The 25,459-nt window shown below is 70.3% G+C and carries 19 protein-coding genes; 7 read left to right on the forward strand and 12 right to left on the reverse strand.

All coding sequences use genetic code 11. The features are described 5' to 3' along the window. Positions 1 to 286 precede the first annotated feature (286 nt). The 4 genes from ADK57_RS46670 to ADK57_RS01020 all read right to left on the reverse strand — a co-directional run bounded on the left by ADK57_RS46670 (position 287) and on the right by ADK57_RS01020 (position 4,338). Complete coding sequence (locus tag ADK57_RS46670; protein WP_107091447.1) at positions 287 to 1,045, reverse strand: IclR family transcriptional regulator; 759 nt, start codon at positions 1,043 to 1,045, stop codon at positions 287 to 289. Further along, positions 1,042 to 2,448, reverse strand: a complete 1,407-nt coding sequence (locus ADK57_RS46495) for an alpha/beta hydrolase family protein (protein WP_107091448.1) — start codon at positions 2,446 to 2,448, stop codon at positions 1,042 to 1,044. The genes ADK57_RS46670 and ADK57_RS46495 overlap by 4 nt, the downstream gene beginning before the upstream one ends. Beyond that, on the reverse strand, positions 2,445 to 3,803 hold the full coding sequence (locus ADK57_RS01015; RefSeq protein ID WP_053747362.1) for an MFS transporter: 1,359 nt from the start codon (positions 3,801 to 3,803) through the stop codon (positions 2,445 to 2,447). The genes ADK57_RS46495 and ADK57_RS01015 overlap by 4 nt, the downstream gene beginning before the upstream one ends. Positions 3,804 to 3,912: 109 nt before the next feature. Continuing rightward, complete coding sequence (locus ADK57_RS01020; protein ID WP_053747363.1) at positions 3,913 to 4,338, reverse strand: MarR family winged helix-turn-helix transcriptional regulator; 426 nt, start codon at positions 4,336 to 4,338, stop codon at positions 3,913 to 3,915. 277 nt (positions 4,339 to 4,615) lie between these two features. On the opposite strand from ADK57_RS01020, the gene ADK57_RS01025 reads away from it, so the two are divergent. The 4 genes from ADK57_RS01025 to ADK57_RS01040 are packed head-to-tail and all read left to right on the forward strand — an operon-like array spanning position 4,616 to position 8,446. After that, positions 4,616 to 5,533 carry an SDR family NAD(P)-dependent oxidoreductase gene (locus ADK57_RS01025; protein WP_053747364.1) on the forward strand — a complete coding sequence of 306 codons (918 nt, stop codon included), beginning with the start codon at positions 4,616 to 4,618 and terminating at the stop codon, positions 5,531 to 5,533. A gap of 2 nt (positions 5,534 to 5,535) precedes the next feature. Next, complete coding sequence (locus ADK57_RS01030) at positions 5,536 to 6,420, forward strand: amidohydrolase family protein (RefSeq protein WP_053747365.1); 885 nt, start codon at positions 5,536 to 5,538, stop codon at positions 6,418 to 6,420. An 11-nt stretch (positions 6,421 to 6,431) separates the two neighbouring features. Further along, positions 6,432 to 7,937, forward strand: coding sequence for an acyl-CoA synthetase (locus ADK57_RS01035; RefSeq protein ID WP_053747366.1), 1,506 nt, complete (start codon positions 6,432 to 6,434; stop codon positions 7,935 to 7,937). A 53-nt stretch (positions 7,938 to 7,990) separates the two neighbouring features. Then, positions 7,991 to 8,446, forward strand: a complete 456-nt coding sequence (locus ADK57_RS01040) for a MaoC family dehydratase (RefSeq protein ID WP_053747367.1) — start codon at positions 7,991 to 7,993, stop codon at positions 8,444 to 8,446. A gap of 23 nt (positions 8,447 to 8,469) precedes the next feature. On the opposite strand, the gene ADK57_RS01045 is transcribed toward ADK57_RS01040, so the two are convergent. The 8 genes from ADK57_RS01045 to ADK57_RS01080 form a co-directional block, all read right to left on the reverse strand. Beyond that, positions 8,470 to 9,318, reverse strand: a complete 849-nt coding sequence (locus ADK57_RS01045; RefSeq protein ID WP_053747368.1) for a hypothetical protein — start codon at positions 9,316 to 9,318, stop codon at positions 8,470 to 8,472. Beyond that, on the reverse strand, positions 9,318 to 10,985 hold the full coding sequence (locus tag ADK57_RS01050; protein WP_053747369.1) for a histidinol-phosphatase: 1,668 nt from the start codon (positions 10,983 to 10,985) through the stop codon (positions 9,318 to 9,320). The genes ADK57_RS01045 and ADK57_RS01050 overlap by 1 nt, the downstream gene beginning before the upstream one ends. Before the next feature lie 40 nt (positions 10,986 to 11,025). Further along, positions 11,026 to 12,870, reverse strand: a complete 1,845-nt coding sequence (locus ADK57_RS01055) for a LamG-like jellyroll fold domain-containing protein (protein WP_053747370.1) — start codon at positions 12,868 to 12,870, stop codon at positions 11,026 to 11,028. A 52-nt stretch (positions 12,871 to 12,922) separates the two neighbouring features. After that, positions 12,923 to 15,850, reverse strand: coding sequence for a glycoside hydrolase family 2 TIM barrel-domain containing protein (locus ADK57_RS01060; protein ID WP_053747371.1), 2,928 nt, complete (start codon positions 15,848 to 15,850; stop codon positions 12,923 to 12,925). Continuing rightward, the gene (locus tag ADK57_RS01065) at positions 15,847 to 16,686 is read right to left on the reverse strand and encodes a carbohydrate ABC transporter permease (protein WP_053747372.1); all 840 of its coding nucleotides are present in this window, start codon (positions 16,684 to 16,686) and stop codon (positions 15,847 to 15,849) included. Before ADK57_RS01065 ends, ADK57_RS01060 begins: the two co-directional genes overlap by 4 nt. Before the next feature lie 14 nt (positions 16,687 to 16,700). Beyond that, complete coding sequence (locus ADK57_RS01070) at positions 16,701 to 17,663, reverse strand: carbohydrate ABC transporter permease (RefSeq protein WP_053747373.1); 963 nt, start codon at positions 17,661 to 17,663, stop codon at positions 16,701 to 16,703. After that, positions 17,663 to 18,949, reverse strand: coding sequence for an extracellular solute-binding protein (locus ADK57_RS01075; RefSeq protein WP_053747374.1), 1,287 nt, complete (start codon positions 18,947 to 18,949; stop codon positions 17,663 to 17,665). The genes ADK57_RS01070 and ADK57_RS01075 overlap by 1 nt, the downstream gene beginning before the upstream one ends. Before the next feature lie 77 nt (positions 18,950 to 19,026). Continuing rightward, positions 19,027 to 20,082: a carbohydrate kinase family protein gene (locus ADK57_RS01080; protein WP_053747375.1), complete on the reverse strand. Its 1,056-nt coding sequence runs from the start codon at positions 20,080 to 20,082 to the stop codon at positions 19,027 to 19,029. A 139-nt stretch (positions 20,083 to 20,221) separates the two neighbouring features. Between ADK57_RS01080 and ADK57_RS01085 the strand changes: the two genes are divergently transcribed. From ADK57_RS01085 to ADK57_RS01095, 3 genes are read left to right on the forward strand one after another with little or no spacing between them, the layout of a single operon-like run. Continuing rightward, a complete protein-coding gene (locus ADK57_RS01085) occupies positions 20,222 to 20,998 on the forward strand; it encodes a DeoR/GlpR family DNA-binding transcription regulator (protein WP_053747376.1) in 777 nt (258 codons plus the stop codon). Further along, complete coding sequence (locus tag ADK57_RS01090; protein ID WP_053747377.1) at positions 20,995 to 22,332, forward strand: 6-phospho-beta-glucosidase; 1,338 nt, start codon at positions 20,995 to 20,997, stop codon at positions 22,330 to 22,332. The genes ADK57_RS01085 and ADK57_RS01090 overlap by 4 nt, the downstream gene beginning before the upstream one ends. Before the next feature lie 58 nt (positions 22,333 to 22,390). Beyond that, positions 22,391 to 25,453 carry an alpha-mannosidase gene (locus tag ADK57_RS01095; RefSeq protein WP_053747378.1) on the forward strand — a complete coding sequence of 1,021 codons (3,063 nt, stop codon included), beginning with the start codon at positions 22,391 to 22,393 and terminating at the stop codon, positions 25,451 to 25,453. The last annotated feature ends 6 nt before the right edge of the window (positions 25,454 to 25,459 follow it).

Below are 25,459 nucleotides of genomic sequence, written 5' to 3' on the forward strand. Positions count from 1 at the left end.
GTCGTCCCGGTATCGCGACGGGGCGGGCGGCTGCTCCTCACCGGTGAGAGGGATATCGGCGGGGCGGCGGTCGGCGTATGCGGTATGCCGTCGGCTCGGTGTCCACGGTCTTCCGTATACGGGTGACCTGGTGTCCACGGTGTACCGGATACCGTCGACCTGGTGTCTACGGTCTTCCGTATACCGTCGACCCGCGGTTGCCGGGATGCGACAGGGATGTGACAGCGTCGCCCCAGGTGTCCACGGTCTCTTGCATACCGCCGACCCCGCGTCGACCGTCGACCACCTACGCCCGACTCCCCTCCGGCTGCCACCCCAGCGCCCGCGAGATCCCCCGCGCCGCCAGCCGCACCGCCGGGATCAGGGCCGGGATCTGAGCACCCTCCTGGGGGACGACGACCGACACGGCCGCGACCAGTGTCCCGTCCGGGCCGCGTACCGGCGCGGCCACCGAGAGGGCGTCCTCGGTGACCTGGCGGTCGCTCACCGCGACGCCCGAGCGGCGTACTTCGGCCAGGATGCGGCGCAGCCGGTTCGCGTCGGTGATCGTGTACGGGGTGTAGGAGGCGAGCGGGCGGGCGCAGTACTCCTCCTGGAGGTCCGGGTCGCCGTACGCCAGCAGCGCGAGTCCGACGCCGGTGACGTGCAGGGGCCAGCGGGCTCCGAGACGGATGTGGACGCCGACCGCGGAGCGCCCCGAGATCCATTCGATGTAGACGACCTCGGACCCGTCGCGCACCGCCAACTGCACGTTCTCGTGCGTGGCTTCGTACAGGTCTTCCAGGTACGGCAGGGCGACCTGCCGCAGGGCGAGGGCGCGCGGTGCTAGCGCCGCGACCTCCCACAGGCGCAGTCCGACGTGGTACGTGCCGGACTCGTCGCGCTCCAAGGCGCCCCACTCGGTCAGGGCGCCGACGAGCCGGTGGGTGGTGGTCAGGGTCAGCCCGGCCCGCCGGCTGATGTCCGTCAGGCACAGCGCCGGGTGTTCGTGGTCGAACGCGGCGAGTACGGACAGCAGCCGGTCGGGCGCGGAGCGGGTGGTCATGGCCGGGCGTCTCCCGGGTGTGCGAGGTCGTACGGGCGGGGGTAGGAGGTGGGCCGGTACGCGAGGTAGCGGCCCGGGGTGGTCGGGTCCTCCTGCTGGGCGCGGGAGTTGAGAGCGGCGGGTGAGGTGTCCCAGCGGCCTGTGTCCAGTCGGTGTTCCAGTGTGTGCAGGGCGCCGAGCATCTCGCCGGGGGTGAAGGCGCAGTGGCCGGGGCCGTCGACGTAGCCCTGGCGGAGCAGTGGGTCCGCGCCTGCGGCGGTGGCGGCCCGCCGGTAGGCGTTCTCGGCCTGTACGGGGATCAGCGCGTCGCCGGTGGTGTGGATGTTGAGCTGGGGATCGGTGAGGCGGCCTGTGAAGGCGCTGGTGTCTCGCATCCAGCGTACGGCGGCGGGGTCGGCGGAGACACGCGGTGCCTGGTCGAGAGTGCTGAGGTCCTCGCGCAAGGACACGCCCGCCTCCTTGTAGAGCTCTGTCACCTCTTTGTACAGCGGGGAGCGCCCGAGCATGGCGGTGTAGTCGACGCCGGTGTTCCAGGAGGGGTTGCCGCCGGCGCGGGTCTCCGCCTCCTGTCGCCAGGAGAAGGCGGGGAGCCGGAGGAGGCCGGTGACGGCCGCGTACTGGTTGACCTGCTGTGCGTCCCAGTCGGTCGGGCCGGGCTCGGTCTGTGCGGGGTCGTTGTGGCCGGGGATGTTGTGGAGGGCGGCGGCCAGTGCGATCCGGGCGCGGCCTGCCGGGGTCTGCTGGGCCGCCGCCACCTTCGCGGTGAGGGCGTTCGACGCGGCGACCGCGGAGGACTGGTCGGCGAAGCCGGTGAGCGGGATGTCGGCGTCCGGCGCGAGCAGGGACTTCAGAGCGAACACCGGATCGAGCGTGTTGTTCCAGTTGGCGACGCCGCCCTGCACGAGTCCGCACATCGACAGGGACCCGTCGAGACGGTCGGCGTGCCGCTCGGCCAGGGTCGTCGTCACGAAGCCGCCGTACGAGGTGCCCCAGGCGAGCGTCCGCCGGGCCGGGCCGAACTTCTGCGTGAACAGGTCGAGGGTGGCGAGTTGGTCCGGCACGGCGTCGGTGACGGCCCAGCCGGTCGTCGCGTACGAGGAGCCGATGAGTGCGTAGCCCTCGGCGAGGAGTCGGGCGGTCGTCCCGCCACCGGTGTCCGAATCGGGCGCGTTCTGGGCCGGGTTGGGCCAGCCGGCGGCGCGGTAGCCGTGGCTGTAGAGGAGGACGGTGCCGTTCCAGTCGGCGGGTACATCCATCAAGTAGGCGGCCCCGGAGGGGAGTTGGCCTTCCAGGTGGGTGTCCGTGACCAGGTGGGTGTCCGTGGCGGCCTGAGCCTGCGCGGGCAGGGCGGTCGTCGCGCACAGGGTCAGGGTCAGTAAGGCGATGTGGGTGTGGGATTTCAACGGAGCGTCCCTTCCGGGGTGGGGGTGGTGGTGCGGGACGGGGAGGGGTCGAGGGTGTCGGTGTGGGTCTCGCGCATCCGCCAGACGGTGAGCGCGGTGATCGCCGCGCCGGCGCACAGCAGCAGTGAGACGGGCGTGCTGCCGCCGCCGTTCGAGGCGAGCAGGCTGCTGGCGATCAGCGGCGAGAACCCGGCGCCGACCAGGGTCGCCGCCTGGTAGCCGAGGGAGGCGCCGGTGTAGCGGACGCGGGTGCCGAACATCTCGGTGAGCAGGGCGCCGAGCGGGCCGTACATCGTGGACTGGGCGATGCCGTGGCCGAGTACGAGGGCGAGGATCAGCAGGCCGGGGGAGCCGGAGTCGACCAGGGCCAGCACCGGGAAGGCGAGCGCGGCCGAGGCGACGGCGCCGGCCAGGACCACCGGGCGGCGGCCGACCCGGTCGGACAGCGCGGACGCGGCGGGCAGTACCAGCAGGGCCACGCAGGAGGCGACGGTCACGGCGGTGAGCACCTGTGGGCGGCTGTACCCGTGGTCGACCGCATACGAAATCATGAATCCCGTCAGCAGCGACTGCGCGGTGAACGCGCCGATGCCGACACAGGCGGCCAGCAGCACCGGCTTCGGTCGGCGCAGCACCTCCACGACCGGGGGTTTCGCCGACGGCTCCCGCTTCACCTCCGCGAACAGCGGGCTCTCCGCGACCTTGAGGCGGACGAACATGCCGACGGCCAGGAGCAGGATGCTCAGCAGGAACGGCACCCGCCAGCCCCAGGAGCGGAAGTCGTCGTCGGGGAGCGCGGAGACCAGGGTGACCACGCCGGCCGACAGCACGGAGCCGAGCGGGGCGCCGAGCTGGGTGAAGCTGGACCACAGGCCACGCCGGGAGCCCTGGACGCGTTCGGCGTGCTCGACGACCATCAGGGTCGCGCCGCCCCACTCGCCGCCGATCGCGAGGCCCTGTACGACGCGCAGGGCGACCAGGAGGACGGGGGCCCACATGCCGATCATGTCGTATGTCGGCAGTACGCCGATCAGGAAGCTGCCGCAGCCCATCAGGGCCATGGTCAGCAGCATCATCGACTTGCGGCCGAGGCGGTCGCCGAAGTGGCCGAAGACGATGCCGCCGAGCGGGCGGGCCACATAGCCCGCGGCGAAGGTGCCGAAGGCCGCGATCGTGCCGACCGCGGGGTCGGCGCCGGGGAAGAACAGGTCGCCGAAGACCAGCGCGGCGACCGTGCCGTAGACGAGGAAGTCGTAGAACTCCACTGCGGTGCCGAGCAGGCCGGACAACGCGACGCGGCGCAACTGCCGCTGATCGGGGGATGGTTGACGGGCGGACGTGGGGGGTGGCTGCACGATGAGCTCCCTGTTGCCGGTGCCGTGGGGGTGTCACCGGTGGGGGACTTCACCGGCGCCCCGGCGAAGTTAGGCACACATCGTGCGGCCGTCAATCACTTGCACAACATTAGTTGAGTCCGTCCTCGGTGACCCGCAGCAGCAGCCCGTGCAGCGTCTCCCGTTCGGCCGGGTCGAGCGGGTCGAGGAGTTCGTTGGTCACCCGCAGGCCGGCCTCGTCGGTGTCGCGCAGGAAGTCGCGGCCGGCCTCGGTGAGGACGACGATGCGGCTGCGGCGGTCGTCCGGGGACGGGCGGCGCTCGGCGAAGCCCAGCTTCTCCAGGTCGTCGACCAGGCCGACGATCGCGCTCGGGTCGTAGCCGAGGGTCGTGCTCAGTTCGCGCTGGAGGGCGCCCCCGGACGTGGCGAGGAGGCGGAGCAGTGCGTAGTGGCGCAGGCGCAGGCCGGACTCCTGGAGGAAGCCGTTGAACAGTTGCCCGGAGCGCAGGCCCAGCCGGTACAGGAGGTAGCCGGTGTCCGCGTGCAGCCCGCGCATCCACGGCTCGTCGGCGTCGATCGGGGCTGGGCCTGCGGCGTGGTCGGTGGCGTGTGGCTGGCGGGCGATGGCGGGCTCCCTGGGAGAGGCCCCGGGGGTGGGGCGTTCGGCGTGCCGAGCAGTGGCTGAGTCGTTTCGGATCGGTGCTGGGGTCCAGTCTGACGCACCGGACGGGCGGCAACAACTATTGACGTCACCAATTATTGCTCTTAGCTTCGATCTCGACGCCGCACAGCCGCGGCCGCATCACCCGTGTCAGTTGTGAAGGGACCCGCCCGTGCCCAGCATCGATCTCACCGGCAAGGCCGCCGTCGTCACCGGCAGCGGCCGGGGCCTCGGCCTCGCCTACGCCAACGCCCTGGCCGCCCACGGCGCCTTTGTGGTCGTCAACGACGTCGACGAGGCCGTGGCCGAGCAGGCCGTGAAGTCCATCACCGAGGCGGGCGGCACCGCCGTCGCCGAGGTGGTCCCGGTCGGGACGTCCGAGGCCGCCGACCGGCTGGTCAACCGTGCCGTCGAGGAGTTCGGGCGGCTCGACATCCTGGTCACCAACGCGGGCATCCTGCGCGACAAGGTGCTGTGGAAGATGACCGACGAGGACTTCGACGCGGTGATCACCACCCACCTCAAGGGCACCTTCACCTGCGCCCGCGCCGCCGCCGTCCGCATGCGCGAGCAGGGCGAGGGCGGCACCCTGATCCTGGTCGGCTCCCCGGCCGGACAGCGCGGCAACTTCGGGCAGACGAACTACGCCGCCGCCAAGGCCGGTATCGCCGCGATGGCCCGCACCTGGTCCATGGAGCTGGGCCGCGCGGGCATCACCGTCAACGCGATCGTGCCGGTCGCCGCGACCGCGATGACCGAGACGATCCCCGCCTTCGCCCCGTACATCGAGGCGATGAAGAACGGCGAGCCGCTGCCGGACTTCCTCCGCAAGGGCGAGGGCTTCGGCACCCCCGAGGACTGCGCGGCCCTCGTGCCCTTCCTCGCCTCCGAGGCGGCTCGCTCGATCACCGGCCAGGCCATCGGCATCGGCGGCGACAAGGTGGCACTCTGGTCGCATCCGCAGGAGATCAGCGCGGCCTACGCCGACGGCGGCTGGACCCCCGAGACCCTGGCCGACGCCTTCCCCACGTCGGCCGGCGCCGAACTCCAGACGGTCGGTATCCCGGCTCCCAAGTTCCCGGAGGCCTGACCATGGCGAACCTCAACGTCGAGGATCTCGTCGCGATCGACGTCCACACGCACGCGGAGGTGTCCTCCAAGGGACACTCCTCCCTCGACGACGACCTGCACGACGCCTCCTCGGCCTACTTCAAGGTCGAGGGGAAGCGGAAGCCGACCCTGGAGGAGACGGCCGCCTACTACCGGGAGCGGAAGATGGCCGCCGTGATCTTCACGGTGGATGCCGAGTCCGCGACCGGCACGGCCCCGGTCCCCAACGAGGAGGTCGCCGAGGCGGCCGCCGCCAACGCGGACGTCCTCATCCCCTTCGCCTCCATCGACCCCTTCCGGGGGAAGGCGGGCGTCAAGCAGGCCCGCCGCCTGGTCGAGGAGTACGGGGTGAAGGGCTTCAAGTTCCACCCCAGCATCCAGGGCTTCTTCCCCAACGACCGCTCGGTGGCGTACGACCTCTACGAGGTGATCGAGGAGACCGGCACGATCGCCCTCTTCCACACCGGCCAGACCGGCATCGGCGCCGGAGTGCCCGGCGGGGGCGGGATCCGCCTCAAGTACTCGAACCCGTTGCACGTGGACGACGTGGCCGCCGACTTCCCGCACCTGAAGATCATCCTGGCGCACCCGTCCTTCCCCTGGCAGGACGAGGCCCTCGCCGTCGCCACCCACAAGCCGGGCGTGCACATCGACCTGTCCGGCTGGTCGCCGAAGTACTTTCCGCCGCAGTTGGTGCAGTACGCCAACACGCTGCTCAAGGACAAGGTCCTCTTCGGCTCCGACTTCCCCGTCCTCACCCCCGACCGCTGGCTCGCCGACTTCGCGAAGCTGTCGATCAAGGACGAGGTCAAGCCGAAGATCCTCAAGGAGAACGCCGCCCGCCTGCTCGGGCTGACGAAACCGTAAGGGGCCTCAAGATGCGCAACGAGGGACTGGGGTCGTGGCCCGCACGCCGGGCCCGCAAGACCCCGCACCGCACCGCCCTGGTTCACGGTGAGCAGTCGACGGACTACCGCACATTGCATACACGCACCATCCGTCTCGCCCACGCCCTGCGCGCCCGGGGCATCAGGCGCGGCGACCGCATCGCCTACCTCGGCCCCAACCACCCCTCCTACCTGGAGACCCTGTTCGCGGCAGGCACACTCGGTGCCGTCTTCGTCCCCCTCAACACCCGCCTGGCCGGCCCGGAGATCGCCTACCAGCTGGCCGACTCCGGCGCCAAGGCGCTCGTCTACGGCCCGTCGTTCCAGGGGCTGGTCGCCGGGCTGCCGGGCAGCACGGACGTACGGACGTACGTCGAGGTCGGCGCCGAGTACGAGCAAGCGCTGGCGGAGGCCGCCACCGAGCCCATCGACGAGCCCGTCGCGGCCGACGACACCTGCATCATCATGTACACCTCGGGCACCACCGGTCGGCCCAAGGGCGCGATGCTCACCCATGGCAACCTCACCTGGAACGCGATCAACGTCCTGGTCGACACCGACCTGATCGCCGACGAACGCGCCCTGGTCTCCGCCCCGTTGTTCCACACGGCCGGTCTGAACATGCTCACCCTGCCGGTCCTCCTCAAGGGCGGCACCTGCGTCCTGGTCGAGGCCTTCGACCCGGACGCCACCTTCGACCTGGTCGAACGGCACCGGATCACCTTCATGTTCGGCGTGCCGACGATGTTCGACCAGATCGCCCGGCATCCGCGCTGGAAGGACGCCGACCTGTCGTCCCTGCGGATCCTCACCTGCGGCGGCTCCCCGGTGCCGTCACCCCTCATCGCCGCGTACCAGGCACGCGGCCTGACCTTCCTCCAGGGCTACGGCATGACGGAGGCGGCCCCAGGGACACTGTTCCTGGACGCCGAACACGCGGTGAGCAAGGCGGGTTCGGCCGGGGTGCCGCACTTCTTCAGCGACGTACGGGTGGTACGGCCGGACCTGGCTCCCGTCGCCACCGACGAGACCGGCGAGGTCGTGGTCCGCGGGCCGCACGTCATGCCCGGCTACTGGGGGCTGCCCGAGGAGACGGCCGCCTCCTTCGTGGACGGCTGGTTCCGCAGCGGGGACGCCGCCCGCGTCGACGAGGACGGCTACGTCTTCATCGTCGACCGCATCAAGGACATGATCATCTCGGGTGGCGAGAACATCTACCCCGCCGAGATCGAGGACCTGCTCCTCGCCCACCCGGACATCGTCGAGTGCGCGGTCATCGGCGTGCCCGACGACAAGTGGGGCGAGGTGCCGCGCGCGGTCGTCGTGCCGCGCGAGGGCGCCTCGCCGGACCCCGACGAGGTGCTGGCCGCGCTCGCCGGCCGGCTCGCCAAGTACAAGATCCCGAAGTCGGTCGTCATCGCGGACGAACTCCCGCGCACCGCCTCCGGAAAGCTCCTCAAGTCCCGGGTGCGCAAGCGCTTCGGCACCAATTCCTGACGTTCATTTCACCTTCGACTCTCAGCTTTCGACTCTCAGCTAAGGAACGCCACATGGGCATCACCGTCAACGGCCTCGACGAACTGAAGAAGCTTGCCGGCAGCGACCTCGGCACCAGCGAGTGGATCGAGGTCACGCAGGAGCGCATCAACACCTTCGCCGACGCCACCGGCGACCACCAGTGGATCCACGTGGACCCGGAGAAGGCCGCGGCGGGCCCCTTCGGTGCCCCCATCGCGCACGGCTATCTCACCCTCTCCCTCTTCATCCCGCTGTTCACCGAGCTGTTGGACGTCCAGGGCGTGACCACGAAGGTCAACTACGGCCTGAACAAGGTGCGTTTCCCCTCCCCGGTGAAGGTGGGCTCGCGCATCCGGCTGGTGGGGAAGCTGGCCGAGGTCGAGGACGTGCCCGGCGGTGTGCAGATAGCCGTCGACGGGACCATCGAGATCGAGGGCGGGGCGAAGCCGGCGGCGGTGCTGCAGAGCCTGTCGCGGTTCTACGCCTGAGGGTTCACCGCACCTCCCGTCGATCAGTCCGTGACCTGCTTGTACGAGTGGACGGCGGTCGCCACCGCACACACGCCCGGCGGGATCATCTCCACCCGCAGGGTCCCGCTGTTCACGTCGTAGTCGAGGCCCTCCGTCTCGAACGTGCCCGTGCACACGCTGCGCTGCGGGAGCGCGAACAGGCTCTTCACCGAGCCGGTGACCGGCTGTCCGTCCAGTCCCCGCGACAGTTCGACCTGGAGGAGCGGCCGGATCTCGGGGAACAGGGTGCCGGTGGCGTCGTTCGACGCGCACAGCAGGCGGGTGCCCGTCACGAAGTCGCAGCCCTGGATGTCGCGGACCTTCTTGTCCAGGGTGATCTGCCAGGCCTCCTTCAGATCACCTCCCGTCGGGAGAGTGGCCGGGTTGAGCAGCGGGGCGGGAAAGACCTGAAGTCTGCTCTGCTCGCCCCACTCGCCCGACACCAGCCACTGGCCGTCGGGCGAGACGGTGGCGAAGGAGTTGTTCAGCTTCTCACCCGGGTTGAGCCGGTGGACGTACTCGTAGCGCTTCCCGGTCGGCCCGGTCACCGCGAACATCTTCGACGTGGCCGTGTCCGCACCCTGGTAGGCGTCGAAGACGTACCCGCGCGCGATGTCCGGGTCACCGATGTGGTTCCAGCCCTTGACGCGCAGGTCCAGCGGGACGGAGGCGAGGCCGCGGTACAGCAGCGAGCCGTCCGCGCGACTGGCCAGGCCCTGCCCGCCGCCGAGGGTGTCGGTGTACGCCGTGCCGGTCGTCGCCCAGTGCGGCTCGCCGGTGGCCGACGCGGTGCCCGCGCCGAGCGTGAGAGCACCCGATAAGCAAGCCAGAGCAACTAGATGACGCTTCATCAGGCACCTGCCACGTCGACGAAGATGGGGTTGGAATAGAACCACGTATCGGCCCACGGGTCACCGTCCCCGGGCGCGTGCGGAATGGGCCCGTGCGGGTCGACGGAGGCGCCCAGGTAGCCCGCTGCGTTGCGGTTGCCGTCGCTGCCGCGCAGCCGGACGTAGAAGGACTCGTCCCCGGCGGTCAGCGGGATGCGCAGGGTGTACGTCCCCTCGCGGCCGCTCACGTCCTTCGACCGGACGACCTTGGTGTCGGGCGCCCGCCAGGTGTCCCGGTCGGTCACCGGTCCGCGCACGGCACCCCGGATGACGTCCACGTGCGCCAACTCCGGCAGGATTCCCTGGGCGTTGGGCCGCGAGGTCGTCGTCACGGTGACGTCCAGGGCGAGCTTCTCGCCCTTGCGGACGCGCAGCCGGCCGCCGAGCGTGACGCCCCGGCCGTGGTCGTACTCGCGCTTCAACCGCACCTCCAGTCCGTCCAGCAGATGCCCGTGGTCGAGCCAGACGCGCCCCGCGCGCAGTCCCGCCATCACCGCGCGATAGCCGTAGCGGGTGACGCCGACGTGGGTGCGGCTGAACTGGCCGGGCCAGAAGTCGCTGCCGGGCTGCGGGGTGTCCGTGTTCACCGGGTCGGGGAGCTTGCCGGTGTTGTCGAAGTTCTGCCCGGCCGGCCAGTCGCCGTTCTTCCAGGTGTCGAACACCACCCGGTGGGCGTCGGAGTTGGTGGTGACGGAGAACAGCTTGCCCTCGGCGAGCATCGCGTCCCACAGCCCGCCGACGGTCGCGGTCGCCCAGTCGAAACCGCCGTAGGTGAGATAGGCGTCCGCCGGATAACCGGCCCACGACTGCGCCGACGGCTTGTTCTCGTACTCGCCCCGGATCGACGTCGTCCCGCGCCAGCCGGGTATGGCCGCGCCCTGGGCGCCCGGAGCGCCCTCCATGCCGACCATGATCTCGGGCGCCGCGTCCCGCCAGTTGCGCATCTCGTGCGGGGAGTCGATGCCCAGGCGCAGCGGGTGGTTGGCGAGCACCAGCACGTCGTCGACGTAGCCGTTGCGCCGCTGCTCGGCCAGCCACTGGATGGCCTTGACGGCGTGCGCCTCGTTGCGGGCGGTGTCGGCGTCGGCGGCGCCGCCCTTGTCGTAGCCGAGCAGCTTGCCGTCGTAGGCCAGCTCGAACCGGGTGAGCAGATCGACCTCGTGGGGGCCGGGTGCGGCGAAGACCGTGCAGTGTTCGGCGGCCGGGATGTACCACTCCAGGCCCTGGAAGATCAGCTGGCGCGGGTTCTCGGCGCGGGCCTTGAGGATCTCTTCGTGTTCCATCTGCGCGCCGAGGTTCGCGTGCCCGAAGTTGGAGTGCTCGTTGAAGACCATCCAGTCCAGGCCGTACCGGGCGCCCGCGGTGGCCAGTTGGGAGAACGTGTACTTGGCGTCGTGGCTGTAGACGGTGTGGATGTGGTGGTCGCCGACCAGATAGGCGAGGTACGGATCGTCGCCGCCGTAGCGCTGCTCGGAGGCCGCCGCGGGCACGGCCGTGGGGCCGAGGGCGAACGCGGCGCCGAACAGGCCCGCCCGGCGCAGGAGTTGGCGTCGGGAGACGCCCTGCGGGTCGAGATCGGCGGGGGAGACGGACGGGTCGGCCCAGGAGGGCAGCTGCTGCTCGGTCATCGTGGTCCTTCGTTGCACTTCGTGGTCCGTGAAGACGAGGTCAGTGGTTCATGAACGACGTGACGGGCAGCGCCCGTTCGACGATGCGGACGTCGCCGAGCCGGCCGTGGAGGATCTGGTCGATGGAGCCGCCGTACTCGTAGCCGCCCAGCAGCCACGGCAGCCCGACCGAGGTGATGCCGACGGAGGAGGCGTGCGGATTGCGGGCGACGGGGCAGCCCTGGACGTACATCGTCGTGTGGGAACCGTCGTTGACGACGGCGACGTGCCACCACACCTCCCGGGCCGTCTCGTCGCCCCAGTTCGTGGCGATGCCCTGCTGGTTGAGCGGACGGACCGCCCACTGCGGGCCGGGGCCGTCGGACAGGGAGAGCGTGGCCAGCGGCTCGTCCGGGTCGTCCTCGGTCTTGCCCGCGGCGCCGCCGGTGCCGGTGCGGCTGACGAGCCCGGACCAGGCGTTGCGGGAGGGGTCCCAGTCGGCGGGGACGCGGTAGAAGGCCTCGATGGTGTAACCGGCCCTGAACGTCGTCGAGTTGAGTGGCGCACCGTCGACCGTGCGCAGATAGGCGCCCTTCAGCGGGGGCTTGCCGCCGTGGAACTCCAGGCTGCCGTGGCCGGGTTGATCCGGGTGGTGGTCCGAGGACCAGGTCAGCGTGGAGCCGCCGACCGTGACGAGGGTGAGGTCGTTGCCGCGTCCGGACAGGTCACGGACCGTGCCGGTGACGGCCGCTCCGTCGTCGTGCCCGTCGAAGCGCCAGTAGGCGACCGTGCCAGGGAGCAGCATCTTCGACGCCGGACGTGCCGGGCGCGGAGGCACCGGGGCGAAGCCGGCGAAGCGGTCCGCGAAGTCGATGTCGACCGAGAACCGGTCGGCGTCGCCGCTCAGCTCGATCTCCTGCCGCTCCAGCTCGTTGAGCCCCTGCGCGGCCCGGCCCAGGATCCACGGGGAGACCGTCTCCACGTCGATGACGTTCCGGTCCAGGTCGAAGTGGTAGAGGCGGATCATCGCCGCGCCGCCGAAGTAGCGGTTCTGGTAGTTCGTCAGGTGGAGGTGGACCTCATGTCCGGCCGCGTTCTTGCGGGTTGCGCGGCCGGCGGGCCAGTAGTGCCCGTTGAGGGTGAGGAAGATCTGGTCGTGGTCCTCGATCAGCTGGTCCCACAGCTGCTGCCCGTACACCGACAGGCTGTCGTCCTCGACGACCAGCTCGTGCGTGGTGAGGATCACCGGAGTCTTCGGGTGCCGGGCGATGACCTCCCTGGCCCATGCGTACCCCTTCGCCGACAGCCGCCAGTCCAGCGCGAGCACCATCCACTCCCGGCCGGCCGCCTTGAAGAGGTGGAAGGTGTTGTAGCCGTCCGGGGAGGCGTCGCCGAACGTCGGCTTGCCCTGGAACCGCTGCGGCCCGAAGGCGTCCAGGTACGGCGTCGAGCCCCGCTGGTCGTCGGTCGACGACTTCACGTCGTGGTTGCCGGCCAGGACGCTGTAGCCGACGCCGCGCCGGTCCAGCAGCCCGAACGCCTCGCTGATCGCGGTGACTTCGCTCTGGGCGCCGTTCTCCGTGAGGTCGCCGAGGTGGGACAGGAAGACGATGTTCTCTTCCTCGCCGTGCTCCAGCAGATAGCGCAGGGACGCCTCGAACGGCGCCCTGTCGATGCTGGGCCCGTCGAAGAGGTACTGCGTGTCGGGCATGACGGCGAGGGTGAAGCGGCTGCTGTCGGGGTCGGGCCGCCAGGCGGCGGAAGCCGGGGCTGCCTCGGCGGCCGTCGGCAGTGCGAGGCCGGCCGTCGCGGCGGCGCCCAGGAGCGCTGTCGCCCGCAGGAAACCGCGTCTTCCGGCACCGGCCTGCGCGGCCTCGCCCTGGTTGTGCTCATGCGAAACGCACACGTGTGCTCCGTAACACTGCGTAAGAGGTGACAGAGGAGGCGTGGGGGGTGGGTCAGAGAGTGCGCAGGGTCCAGCTCCAGCGATGGACGCCCGGTGGGACGAGATACGAGGGTGAGGTGTCGGGCCCGCACGAGGCGGTGCCCAGTCCACGGTGGGCCGCGTCGAGATGGACGACGCACCCCGCCCGCGGGACGAGTTCGTCGTGATGTGTCGCGGCGGTCAGATCCTCGGCCCGGTAACGGGTCACGGACACCTGCCGCGGCTCGTCCAGCACGACCGACAGACCGGTGGCGTCCGGCGCCGACAGCGTGAACTGCCGTACGCCGTAACGCCCGCCACTCTCCTGCGGACGCAGATAGGGGGTGAACAACTCGTCCACGGGCACGGAGTGATGGCCGACGGGTGCGCCGAAGCCGCGGTCCGGATACGACTCCCAGGGGCCCTGCCCGTACCACTCCATCAGGTCGAGGTCCGGCACCGTCTCGAACACGGACCCGACCCGCGCCACATCGGCGAGCCCGTCCGGCAGTTCGGCCCGCTCCTCGACGCGGATGCCGCCCTCGACCGGCGCGAACACCTGCACATGGCGGACGACGCCCGGCTCCGCCGCGTACTCCGTGTGCACGGTGACCTGCCCCGCCGCCCGGCGTACGTCGACGACCTTGCGCACCAGCGTGTCCAGCCCCCAGGCCCGCCAGCGCAGAGCCATGCCACCCAGCTCGTCGTTGTCGGTGGGCGCCCGCCACAGTGAGAGAACGGGGGCGGAGGCGAGCAGGGGATGGAGCAGCAGCCCCTCCCCGTCGACCTCGACGGAACGGTTCTGCACCACCGGGGCGGACCGCTTCGGCTCAGCCGCGCGCAGCCGCACCTGCGGCAGACACACCACCGTCCCGCGCGGCGCCCACGGCTCGTCGTCGGCGGTCGTGACCCGCAGCGTCAGCCACGCCTCGCCGCCGTCGCGAGGCAGCTCGAACGGCAGCGGCACCGCCGCCGTCTCGCCCGGGCGCAGATCGGGGAGTTCGGCCGGAGCGGTCAGCGTGCCGCCGTCGGCCAGGGCCAGCCTCCACTCCGCGGACAGCCAGTCCAGTGAGCGGAAGTGCTGGTGGTTGCCGATGACGATGCCCTCGTGCCGGAAGCACTCCAGCCGCACCGGCGCCGCGATCTCCCGGTGCTCGTACATCACGGGCTTGGGCGTCCGGTCCGGGAAGACGACCCCGTCCGCGATGAACGCGCCGTCGTGGATCCGCTCCCCGAAGTCGCCGCCGTACGCCCAGCGGTGGCCGGGCGCGGCGACACCGTTGTCATAGAGTCCGGCGCCCCCTCGCCCGACCGGTCTTCCGTCGTTCACACGCTGAAGGATGCCGTGGTCCCAGAACTCCCAGATGAAGCCGCCCTGAAGACCCGGGGTGGACTCGATGGCCGCCCAGTGGTCCGCGAGGGTGCCGTTGCTGTTGCCCATCGCGTGGGAGTACTCGCACTGGATCAGCGGCTTGGTCTGCTCGCCGGACAGCGCGTGTGCGACGCAGTCCTCCAGCGGGGCGTACATCGGGCAGGCGATGTCGGAGGCGAGCTCCGGGTCCGCCCAGCCGAGCTTGGCGGCGCCCTCGTACTGGATCGGCCGGGTCGGATCGTGCCGGCGCACCCAGCCCGCCGCCGCGTCGTGGTTCGCGCCGTAGTCGGACTCGTTGCCCAGCGACCAGATGAGGACCGAGGGGTGGTTCTTGTCCCGCAGCACCATCCGCGAGACCCGGTCCACGAAGGCGTTCAGATAGCGCGGGTCGTCGGCGATCTCGTGGGCGTGGTCGTGGGACTCGATGTCCGCCTCGTCCACGACGTAGAAGCCCAGTTCGTCGGCGAGGTCGTACAGCGCCGGATCGCCCGGGTAGTGCGAGGTGCGGATCGCGTTGAAGCCGAAGCGCTTCAGCAGGACCAGGTCCGCGCGCAGGTCGTCGTACGACACCGTCCGCCCGGTCAGCGGATGGAAGTCGTGCCGGTTGACGCCCCGGACGAACACCCGCTCTCCGTTGACCAGCAGGTCCCGCCCGACGATCTCGACGTCCCGGAAGCCGATCCGGTGGCGCGAGGCGTCGGCGACCGTGCCGTCGGCGCGGTGCAGCCGCACGGTCAGGTCGTACAGCTCGGGCGTCTCGGCGTTCCAGGCGCGCACGTCCGGGACGGTGGTCAGCAGCCGAGCCTCGCCGAGGAAGTCGGAGACGCGGTCGTCGTCGGCGTTGGCCCGGTCGAACTCCGTGTCCTGTGTGAGCAGTTGACCGTCCAGCTCCCCGCTGACGTACCACCCCTCGGGCAGCGCACCGCCCGCGTCCCGCACCCGGCAGTCGACCCGCAGGTCGCCGTACCGCCCCGCCCGCACGGTCACGTCGGCGAGGTGCAGCGGATCCGTCGCGTACAGCAGCACCGACCGCGTGATGCCCCCGTGCCACCACTGGTCCTGGTCCTCGATGTGCGAGGCGTCCGACCACTTCACGACCGTCAGCCGTACGACGGCCCGCTCGCCGGCGCGCACCGCTCCCGTCAGGTCGAACTCGGCGGCCAGATGGGAGTCCTTGGAGATGCCCACCGGCCGCCCGTCCACGTGCACCAGCAGCACGCTCTCGGCGGCGCCGACCTGGAGCACGATCCGCCGTCCCGCCCACTGGGCGGGCACGTCCACCGTGCGTTCGTACACACCCGTCGGATTGTCGGCGGGCGACAGTGGAGGGAATGCTGCATACGGCATACGGACGTTGGTGTACTGCGGAAGGTCGTCGGTGTCCTGCATGGTCCAGACACCGGGGACGTACGACGACGACCACACGTCCGTGACCGGCGCGTCCGGCGCCGCCAGCAGCTGGAAACGCCAGTCGCCGTCCAGTCCCAGTGCCCCGGCGCGGCGGTCCGTGGCGTTCATCGGCAGCCGGCCCCAGGAGGTCACCTCGGGTGCCTCCCAGGGGCGGAGGGCGATCAGGGGATCGCTCGTCATCCGCGGACGGCCCCCTTCGCGAGATCGCCGATGATCTGCCGGGCGCCGATCGCGAACACGATCAGCAGCGGGACGAGGGCGAGGAGCGCGCCGGTCATGACCATTCCGTAGTCGGTGGTGCCCTGGGTGCCGTTGAGCTGAGAGAGCGCGACCTGGAGGGTCACGTTGTCCGGGTTGGTGAGGGCGATCAGGGGCCAGGCGTAGTCGTTCCACTGGCCCATGAAGGTGAAGATGCCGAGGAACGCCAGTCCGGGGCGGACGACCGGCAGCGCCACGTGCCAGTACTGGCGCAGGAAGCTCGCGCCGTCGATCCGCGAGGCGTCCAGCAGCTCGTCGTGGATCGCGCTCTTCATGTACTGGCGCATCCAGAAGATGCCGAACGCGTTGGCCGCGGCGGGGACGATCAGGGCGGTCATCGTGCCGATCCAGCCGATCTTCGACATGATCACGAACTGCGGAATGGCCGCCAGCTGCGCCGGCACCATGAAGATCGCCATCATCAGCGCGAACAGCAGCCGCCTGCCCGGGAACTCGAACTTGGCGAAGACGAACGCCGCCAGCGAGTCGAAGAAGAGCACCAGCACCGTCACCGACACCGCGACCAGCAGCGAGTTGAACATCGACCCGAAGAAGTCGATGTTGTCGAAGAGGTGGCGGACGTTCTCCAGGAAGTGCGAACCGGGCAGCAGCTTCGGCGGATAGGAGAAGATCTCGGTCGACGTGTGCGTCGACATGATCACGGCCCAGTAGAACGGGAAGGCCGACAGCAGCAGGCCGATGACCAGGACCGCGTGGAGGGCTATGCCCCGGCTCCGGTAACCCTTGATGGTTGCCATGGTGACCGGCCTTCCTATTCTTCGTCCCGGCGCTGCACCAGGCGCCAGTTGATGATCGAGAAGATGATGACGACGAGGAAGATGCCCCACGCCACCGCGGCGCCGTAGCCGAAGTCGTTGTTGTCGAAGGTCTGCTGGAAGAAGTAGAGGACCATGGTGCGGCCGGCGTGGTCGGGGCCGCCCGAGAACGTCGACTCGTTCGCCGTGGTCTGCAGCAGCACCTGGGGCTCGGCGAAGCTCTGCAGTCCGGTGACCGTCGAGACGATGAGCACGAACAGCAGCGTCGGCCGCAGCATCGGCAGCGTGATCCGGAAGAAGGTCTGCACGGGACCGGCGCCGTCCATACGGGCCGCCTCGTACAGCTCGCCCGGGACCGTCTGGAGCCCGGCGAGGAAGATGATCGCGTTGTAGCCGGTCCACTGCCAGGTCATCAGCGTGGCGATGGCGACCTTGATGCCCCACGGGGTGTTCAGCCAGGCCACCTGGTCAAGACCGACGGCCTGCGAAAGAGCGTTCATCAGGCCGAAGTTGGTGGAGAAGATGGAACCGAAGATGATCGCGACCGCGACGATCGACGTGACGTTCGGCAGGAAGTACGCGAAGCGGTAGACGTTCTTGAAGCGGACGGCCGAGTTGAGCATCACGGCCGTCACCATCGCCAGGGCGATCATGGGGAAGGTGGCCAGCGCCCAGATGATGACCGTGTTGCCGATCGAGCTCCAGAAGTCGCTGTCGGCCAGCAGATAGCGGTACTGCGACAGGCCCGCCCACTCCATCGAGCCGAGACCGTCCCAGCGGTGGAAGGAGAGGTAGAGCGAGAAGCCGACGGGGATCAGGCCGAAGGCGAGGAAGAGGAGATAGAAGGGCGATATCGCGGCGTACAGACGCCAGTAGCTCAGGATGCTCTTCTTGGGGTGGACGACCGGTGTCCCGGCCACGACCGCCGGGGGCTGTTCGACCACGGGCATGGTAGCCATCAGTAACTCACCCCCAGGTGGTCCGCTATGCGCCGGCACTTGCTCATGGCGTCCTTCCAGGCCTTGTCCGGGTTCTTGCCGAGGACGCCGACGTTCTTGATCTCGTCCCGGACGGGCTGCCCGAGGGCGATGTCGTACGGGCTGTTGTAGGAGACCGGGATCTTCTCGGCGGCCGGTCCGAAGACGTCCATCGTGATCTGGTCGCCGAAGAACGGGTCGGGCTCGCGCAGCTTCTTCATGTCGTACGAGGCGGGGGTCGACGGGAAGAGTCCGGCGTCGACGAAGCCCTGGGCCTGGTTGGCGGCGTTGAGGATCCACGTGATGATCTCGAAGGCCCGCTCGGGTTCCCGGCAGGCCTTGGTGATCGCCAGGAACGAGCCGCCGACGTTCGACGGGCCGCCCGGACAGCCGGCCACCCGCCACCTGCCCTTGGTCTTCGGCACCCCGAGTTTGAGGTCGCCGGCTGCCCAGGAGGCGTTGAGCGCACTGGGCAGCAGCCCTCTCTCCATGGCCGAGTTCGCGTCGGGCGTGCCCGCCACGATGTTCGACACGATCCCGCGCCGCTTGGCCTCCACGGCCCGGTCCCAGCAGTCGCGGACGTGCTTCCCGTCGCCGATGAAGTGCCGGTCCCTGTCGACGAACCGCGTCGTCCCCTGGCCGAGCGACATCTCGAATACGCTGCCGACGTCGGTGAGCATGAACGCGCCGGGGATGCGCTTCTTGAGCTGCTCGCCCGCCGCGAAGAACTTCTCCCAGGTGTCCAGCTCCCTGGACACCTCGTCGGGCTCGTACGGCAGCCCGGCCTTCTCGAAGACGGCGCTCTGGTAGAACTGCACGACCGGGCCCACGTCGATCGGGAAGCCGACGAGGCTGCCGTCGTCGGCGACCCCCTGCTGCCACTTCCAGTCCAGGTACTGGTTCTTGAACTTCTCGGCGCCGAGCGTCCGCAGGTCCATGAACTGGTCGGCGTTCGGCAGGTAGGAGGCCATGTCCTCGCCCTTGAGCCCCGCGATGTCGGGGATGTGGGAGCGGCCGGCCATGGTGGTGATCAGTTTGGACCGGTAGTAGCCGCCGATCTGCTGGGCCTTGAGGGTGACGGTGTTGTCGTAGCGGGCCTTGGCCTCCTTGACGACCGTGTCGCTCAGGCCGCCGCTCCAGTACCACAGGACCATGTTCCGGCCCGTCGAGCCGGTCGGAACGGCACAGCCGGACGCCAGGCCGCCCAGCGCCGTGGCGGCCGTGCCGGCCAGGCCCGCGCGCAGGAGGCCTCTTCGTGAGAGCCGCACAGCTCCCACCGCCTTTCGGATCTGTTCGAAACTTCGCATACGAGGGGGGATTTCGGAGGTCTTACGCGTAGGGGCGGTCAGTGCTGCCGTGCGGGAGGCGTGACCGGGGCGTACTGGACGGGCGGACCGGCGTCGTCGGGCAGCCGCTCCGTCAGGAAGCCGTACGCCCGCTTCACCTCCGGGTCCGTCAGGGAGCGCCACCAGCGGTCGACGCCGTACCAGCCGGGGGCGGCCAGCGCGCCACCGTGATGCCCTACGGACAACCCCGCGGCCAGGACGGCGAACCGCAGCCGTTCCTCCAGCGGCCAGCCGCCGAGCGAGGCCGCGACGAAGCTCGCGCCGAAGACGTCGCCTGCGCCCGTCGCGTCCAGGACGTCGATGTCGAGGGCGGGCACGTCCGCGTACTCGCCGGTGGTCTGGTCCACGGCGACCGCGCCGTCGCCGCCCCGCGTCACCACGGCCACCGGAACCAGCTCGGACAGCGTGCCGAGGGCCGCGACCGCGCTGTCGGTGCGCGTGTAGGCCATCGCCTCGGTCTCGTTGGGGAGGAAGGCGTGGCACAGGGAGAGCTGGTCCAGCAGGGCGGTGGACCATTCCTGGGTGGGGTCCCAGCCGACGTCGGCATAGATCTGTGTGCCGTTCGCGGCGGCCTTGGCGAGCCAGGCGCGCGGCTCGGCGTCCAGGTGCACGAGGGCCGAGCGCGCCTCGGGCGGGTCGCCCATCAGCGCGTCCTGCGAGTACGGCGGTTCCTGGCCGTGCGTGACGAGCGCCCGGTCGTGGACGGGGGCCCCTCCGCTCGTACGAAGCTGAGAGTGGGGGAGTGCGAGCGCGACGGTGACCGGGGTGTGCCAGCCGTCCGCGACGCGGGAGAGCGAGAGGTCGACGCCTTCCTGGCCGGCGAGGATCTCCTGGCAGTACGCGCCGTAGAAGTCGTCGCCGAAGACCGTGGCCAGGGAGGTCTTGAGACCGAAGCGGGCGGCGGCGACGGCCAGGTTGGCGATGCCGCCGGGACCGCAGCCCATACCCTGCGTCCAGATCTCCTCGCCCGGCGTCGGCGGCCTGCCCAGACCGGTGAGGACGAGGTCGTAGAAGAGCAGCCCGGTCAGCAGCACGTCGGGCCGGTCGTCGTCCACGCGCAGATCCTCTCGTCCGCCGAGCTCGTCAAAACTCTTCATTTCGTGACCGGAATCGTGCGCTGCTCGGCGACATTGGTCAAGACCTCAGCAGAAGTGAGCATAGAAATGATTGAAGATGACGAGTAGTGTTCACGTCGTGCTGGCAGAACGACGACATCAACTCATCCTGCGGGCCCTGCGCTCCGGCGGGCCCGCGGCCGTGACCGATCTCTCCGAGCAGCTGGGTGTGAGCCCCGCCACGGTCAGGCGCGACCTCGTCAAACTCGAGGAGGACGGCCTGCTGACGCGGGTGCACGGCGGCGCCGTGGCCGACGAGGGCGACCAGCCCTTCGCCGAGGTCGCCGAGGTGCGCGTGGTGGAGAAGGACGCCATAGCCGCGCGCGCCGCCGCCATGGTCGCCGACGGTCAGTCGGTGCTGCTCGACATCGGCACCACCGCCTACCGCCTGGCCCGCCAGTTGCACGGTCGCCGCCTCACCGTGATCACCAGCAACCTGGTGGTCTACGAGGAGCTCGCCGACGACGAGGGCATCGAGCTGGTGCTGCTCGGCGGCATGGTCCGCCGCGAGTACCGCTCCCTGGTCGGCTTCCTCACCGAGGACAACCTGCGCCAGCTGCACGCCGACTGGCTCTTCCTCGGCACCAGTGGAGTGCGCCCGGGCGGGCAGGTGATGGACACGACGGTCGTCGAGGTCCCGGTGAAGCGGGCCATGATCAAGTCCAGTGACAAGGTCGTCCTGCTCGCCGACTCGGCGAAGTTCCCGGGTACCGGTATGGCGCAGGTCTGCGGTCCCGAGGAGCTGGACGCGGTGGTGACGAACGCGCCGGTGAACGCGACGACGCGGTCCTCCCTGGAGGAGGCCGGCGTCGACGTGGTTCTGGCGGGACAAGCAGGAAAGGCGGGCGCGGCGTGAAGCTGACGATTCTGGGCGGCGGCGGATTCCGCGTGCCGCTCGTGTACGGGGCGCTGCTGGGGGACCGTGGCGAGGGGCGGGTCACTGAAGTCGTTCTGCACGATCTGGACGACAGCCGACTGTATGCGGTCGCCCGTGTACTGGATGAGCAGGCCGCCGAGGTGCCCGACGCACCCAAGGTGACCGCCACCACCGACCTCGACGAGGCTCTGCGGGGCACCGACTTCATCTTCTCCGCGATCCGCGTCGGAGGCCTTCAGGGCCGGGCCGACGACGAGCGGGTGGCGCTGGCCGAGGGCGTCCTCGGCCAGGAGACGGTCGGTGCGGGCGGCATCGCCTACGGTCTGCGGACGGTCCCCGTCGCCGTCGACATCGCGAGGCGCGTGGCCCGGCTCGCCCCCGACGCCTGGGTCATCAACTTCACCAACCCCGCCGGACTGGTCACCGAGGCCATGTCCCGCCACCTCGGCGACCGCGTCATCGGCATCTGCGACTCGCCGGTCGGCCTCGGCCGCCGTATCGCCCGCGTCCTCGGCGCCGACCCGCGCGAGGCCTGGATCGACTACGTCGGCCTCAACCACCTCGGCTGGGTCCGCGGCCTGCGCGTCGCCGGCCGCGACGAGCTCCCGCGCCTGCTCGCCGACCCCGACCTGCTCGGCTCCTTCGAGGAGGGCAAGCTCTTCGGCGTCGACTGGCTGCAGTCCCTGGGCGCGATCCCCAACGAGTACCTGCACTACTACTACTTCAACCGGGAAGCCGTCCGCGCCTACCAGCAGGCCGAGAAGACCCGCGGCGCCTTCCTCGCCGACCAGCAGGCCCGCTTCTACGAGGACATGAAGCGCCCCGACGCGGCCGCCCTGGCCTCCTGGGACCGCACCCGCGCCGAGCGCGAGGCCACCTACATGTCCGAGAACCGGGAGACGGCGGGCGCCGGCGAGCGCGACGCCGACGACCTGTCCGGCGGCTACGAGAAGGTGGCCCTCGCCCTGATGCGGGCCATCGCCCGCGACGAGCGCACGACCCTGATCCTCAACGTCCGCAACCAAGGCACCCTCTCGGTGCTCGACGCGGACGCCGTCATCGAGGTGCCCTGCCTGGTCGACGCCAACGGTGCGCACCCGGTCGCCGTCGCCCCGCTGCCCGACCACGCCACCGGCCTGGTCTGCTCGGTCAAGGCGGTCGAGCGGGAGGTGCTGGCCGCTGCCGAGTCCGGCTCCCGTGCTACGGCCGTGAAGGCCTTCGCGCTGCACCCGCTGGTGGACTCGGTCAACGTGGCCCGGCGGCTGGTCGAGGGTTACAGCGACGTCCACCCTGGTCTGGCGTACCTTGAGTAAGCGCGGTCAGTAAGCGCTTTCCCCCCTTTCCTGGCTTCCTGGTTTCCTGGAGATCTTCATGCACGACGAACGCCGCCGGATCGAGGAGCGCGTCGAGCGCGTCCACACCCAGCGCATCAAGCCCGCGATCTACGCGGCCGCCGTCCCCTTCGAGGTCGAGGCCTGGCAGGCGCCGGGGGAGCCGGTCTCCTTCGCGGAGGCCGCCGCCGCGAGCTACGAGCCCTTCGCGATGGACACCCCGTGGGGCCCGCCGTGGGGCACGACCTGGTTCCGGATGCGCGGCCAGGTGCCCGCCGAATGGGCCGGAAAGCGCGTCGAGGCGGTCATCGACCTCGGCTTCGTGGGGGACTGGCCCGGCAACCAGGCCGAGGCGCTGGTCCACCTCACGGACGGGACTCCGCTGAAGGCGGTCAACCCGCTCAACCAGTACGTGCCGATCGCCAACCCCGCGACGGGCGGCGAGACGGTCGACTACCTGGTCGAGGCCGCCTCCAACCCCGACATCCTGGCCGACAACTTCTCGGCCCCGACCCCGCTCGGCGACGTCCTGACGGCGGGCGACAAGCCGCTGTACACCTTCCAGCGCGCCGACCTCGCCGTCCTCGACGAGGAGGTCTGGCACCTCGACCTGGACCTCCAGGTGCTGAGCGAACTCATGGTCCACCTCGCCGAGCACGAACCGCGCCGCCACGAGATCATGCACGCCCTGGACCGGGCCATGGACACCCTCGACCTGGACGACGTCTCCGGCAGCGCCGCCGCCGTCCGCGAGGTGCTCGCCCCCGTCCTGGCCAAGCCCGCCCACGCCAGCGCCCACACCGTCTCCGGCGTCGGTCACGCGCACATCGACTCCGCCTGGCTGTGGCCGATCCGCGAGACCAAGCGCAAGACGTCCCGCACCTTCTCCAACGTGACGTCCCTGGCCGACGAGTACGACGACTTCATCTTCGCCTGCTCGCAGGCCCAGCAGTACGAGTGGGTGCGCGACAACTACCCCCGCGTCTGGGCCCGCATCCAGGACTCGGTGAAGAAGGGCCAGTGGGCCCCGGTCGGCGGCATGTGGGTCGAGGCCGACGGCAACCTGCCCGGCGGCGAGGCCATCGCCCGCCAGCTCGTCCACGGCAAGCGGTTCTTCATCGAGCACTTCGGCGTGGAGACGAAGGGCGTCTGGCTGCCGGACTCCTTCGGCTACACCGCCGCCTACCCGCAGCTCGCCAAGCTCGCCGGCAACGAGTGGTTCCTCACCCAGAAGATCTCCTGGAACCAGACCAACAAGTTCCCCCACCACACCTTCTGGTGGGAGGGCATCGACGGCACCCGCATCTTCACCCACTTCCCGCCGGTCGACACCTACAACGCCCGCTTCAGCGGCGAGGAGATGGACCGCGCCGTCCGCAACTACCGTGAGAAGGGCGGCGGTTCACGCTCCCTCGCACCCTTCGGCTGGGGCGACGGCGGTGGCGGCCCCACCCGCGAGATCATGGAACGGGCGCGCAGGCTCGCCGACCTGGAGGGCTCGCCCAAGGTCGTCATCGAGCATCCCGACGCGTTCTTCGCCAAGGCCCGCGAGGAGTACCAGGAGGCCCCGGTCTGGAACGGCGAGCTCTACCTGGAGCTCCACCGCGCCACCTACACCTCCCAGGCCCGCACCAAGCAGGGCAACCGCCGCAGCGAACACAAGCTGCGCGAGGCCGAGTTGTGGGCGACGACGGCCGCGCTGCACGCGCCGGGCTACGCCTACCCGTACGAGAAGCTCGACCGGCTGTGGAAGACGGTCCTGCTGCACCAGTTCCACGACATCCTGCCGGGCTCGTCGATCGCCTGGGTGCACCGCGAGGCGGAGGCCGAATACGCGCGGGTGGCCGAGGAGCTGGAGGCGCTGACGGCGGAGGCGGTCGCGGCGCTGGGCGGCGGCGGCACCCGTGTGTTCAACACCAGCCCCTACGACCGCGCGGAGGTCGTCCGTACGGCCGACGGGGCACCGGCGTATGTGGAGGTGCCCGCGAGCGGCAGCGCGCCGCTGACCGACGCCGGACCCACGCAGCCGGTGAAGGCGGAGGGGCTGGTCCTCGACAACGGCCTGGTCCGTGTACAGGTTGCGGAAGACGGAACACTGTCTTCTGTATTCGATCTACGGTCGGGTCGTGAGGTCCTCGCCGGCCCGGGCAACCTGCTCCGCCTGCACACCGACCTCCCGAACTACTGGGACGCCTGGGACATCGACAAGCACTACAAGAACCGCTACACGGACCTCTTGTCCCCCGACTCCGTCGAGGTCGTCTCGGCCGACCCCCTGCTCGGCGCGATCCGCGTCACGCGGTCCTTCGGCAAGGGCTCGACGCTCACCCAGACCATCACCGTCCGCGCCGACAGCCCCCGCATCGACTTCGAGACCGAGATCGACTGGCACGAGGCCGAGAAGATCCTCAAGGCCGGCTTCCCGGTGGACGTACGGGCGGCGCACTCCTCCGCGGAGATCCAGTTCGGCCACGTCCAGCGGCCCACCCACACCAACACCAGCTGGGAGGCGGCCCGCTTCGAGGTCTCCGGCCACCGCTGGGTGCACATCGGCGAACCCGGCTACGGCGTCGCGGTCATCAACGACTCGACGTACGGCCACGACGTCACCCGCACGGTCCGCGAGGACGGCGGTACGACGACCACGGTCGCCCTCAGCCTGGTGCGCGCCCCGCGGATCCCGGACCCCGAGGCCGACCAGGGCAAGCACAGGCTCACGTACTCCCTCCTCCCGGGCGCCACGATCGGCGACGCGGTCGCCGAGGGCTACGCCCTCAACCTGCCGCTGCGCATCGCGGACGCGGCGGGCGCTCCGGAGCCGGTGGTGTCCGTGGACGGCGACGGCGTGACCGTCGAGGCGGTCAAGCTCGCCGACGACGAGTCGGGCGACGTGGTCGTGCGGCTGTACGAGTCGCGCGGCGGTCGTGCCCGGGGCGTGCTGCGCACCGGATTCCCGCTCGCCGGCGCCCAGATCACCGACCTCCTGGAGCGGCCACTGGCGGACGAGGCCGCGGAGATCGACGGCGACGGGGCGGTCGCGGTCTCGCTGCGCCCCTTCCAGGTTCTGACGCTCCGTCTGCAGCGCGGTACCACCGGCCGGTAACCACCG

Origin of the sequence: Streptomyces sp. MMG1533 (genome assembly GCF_001279775.1) — a bacterium.
GTDB lineage: Bacteria > Actinomycetota > Actinomycetes > Streptomycetales > Streptomycetaceae > Streptomyces.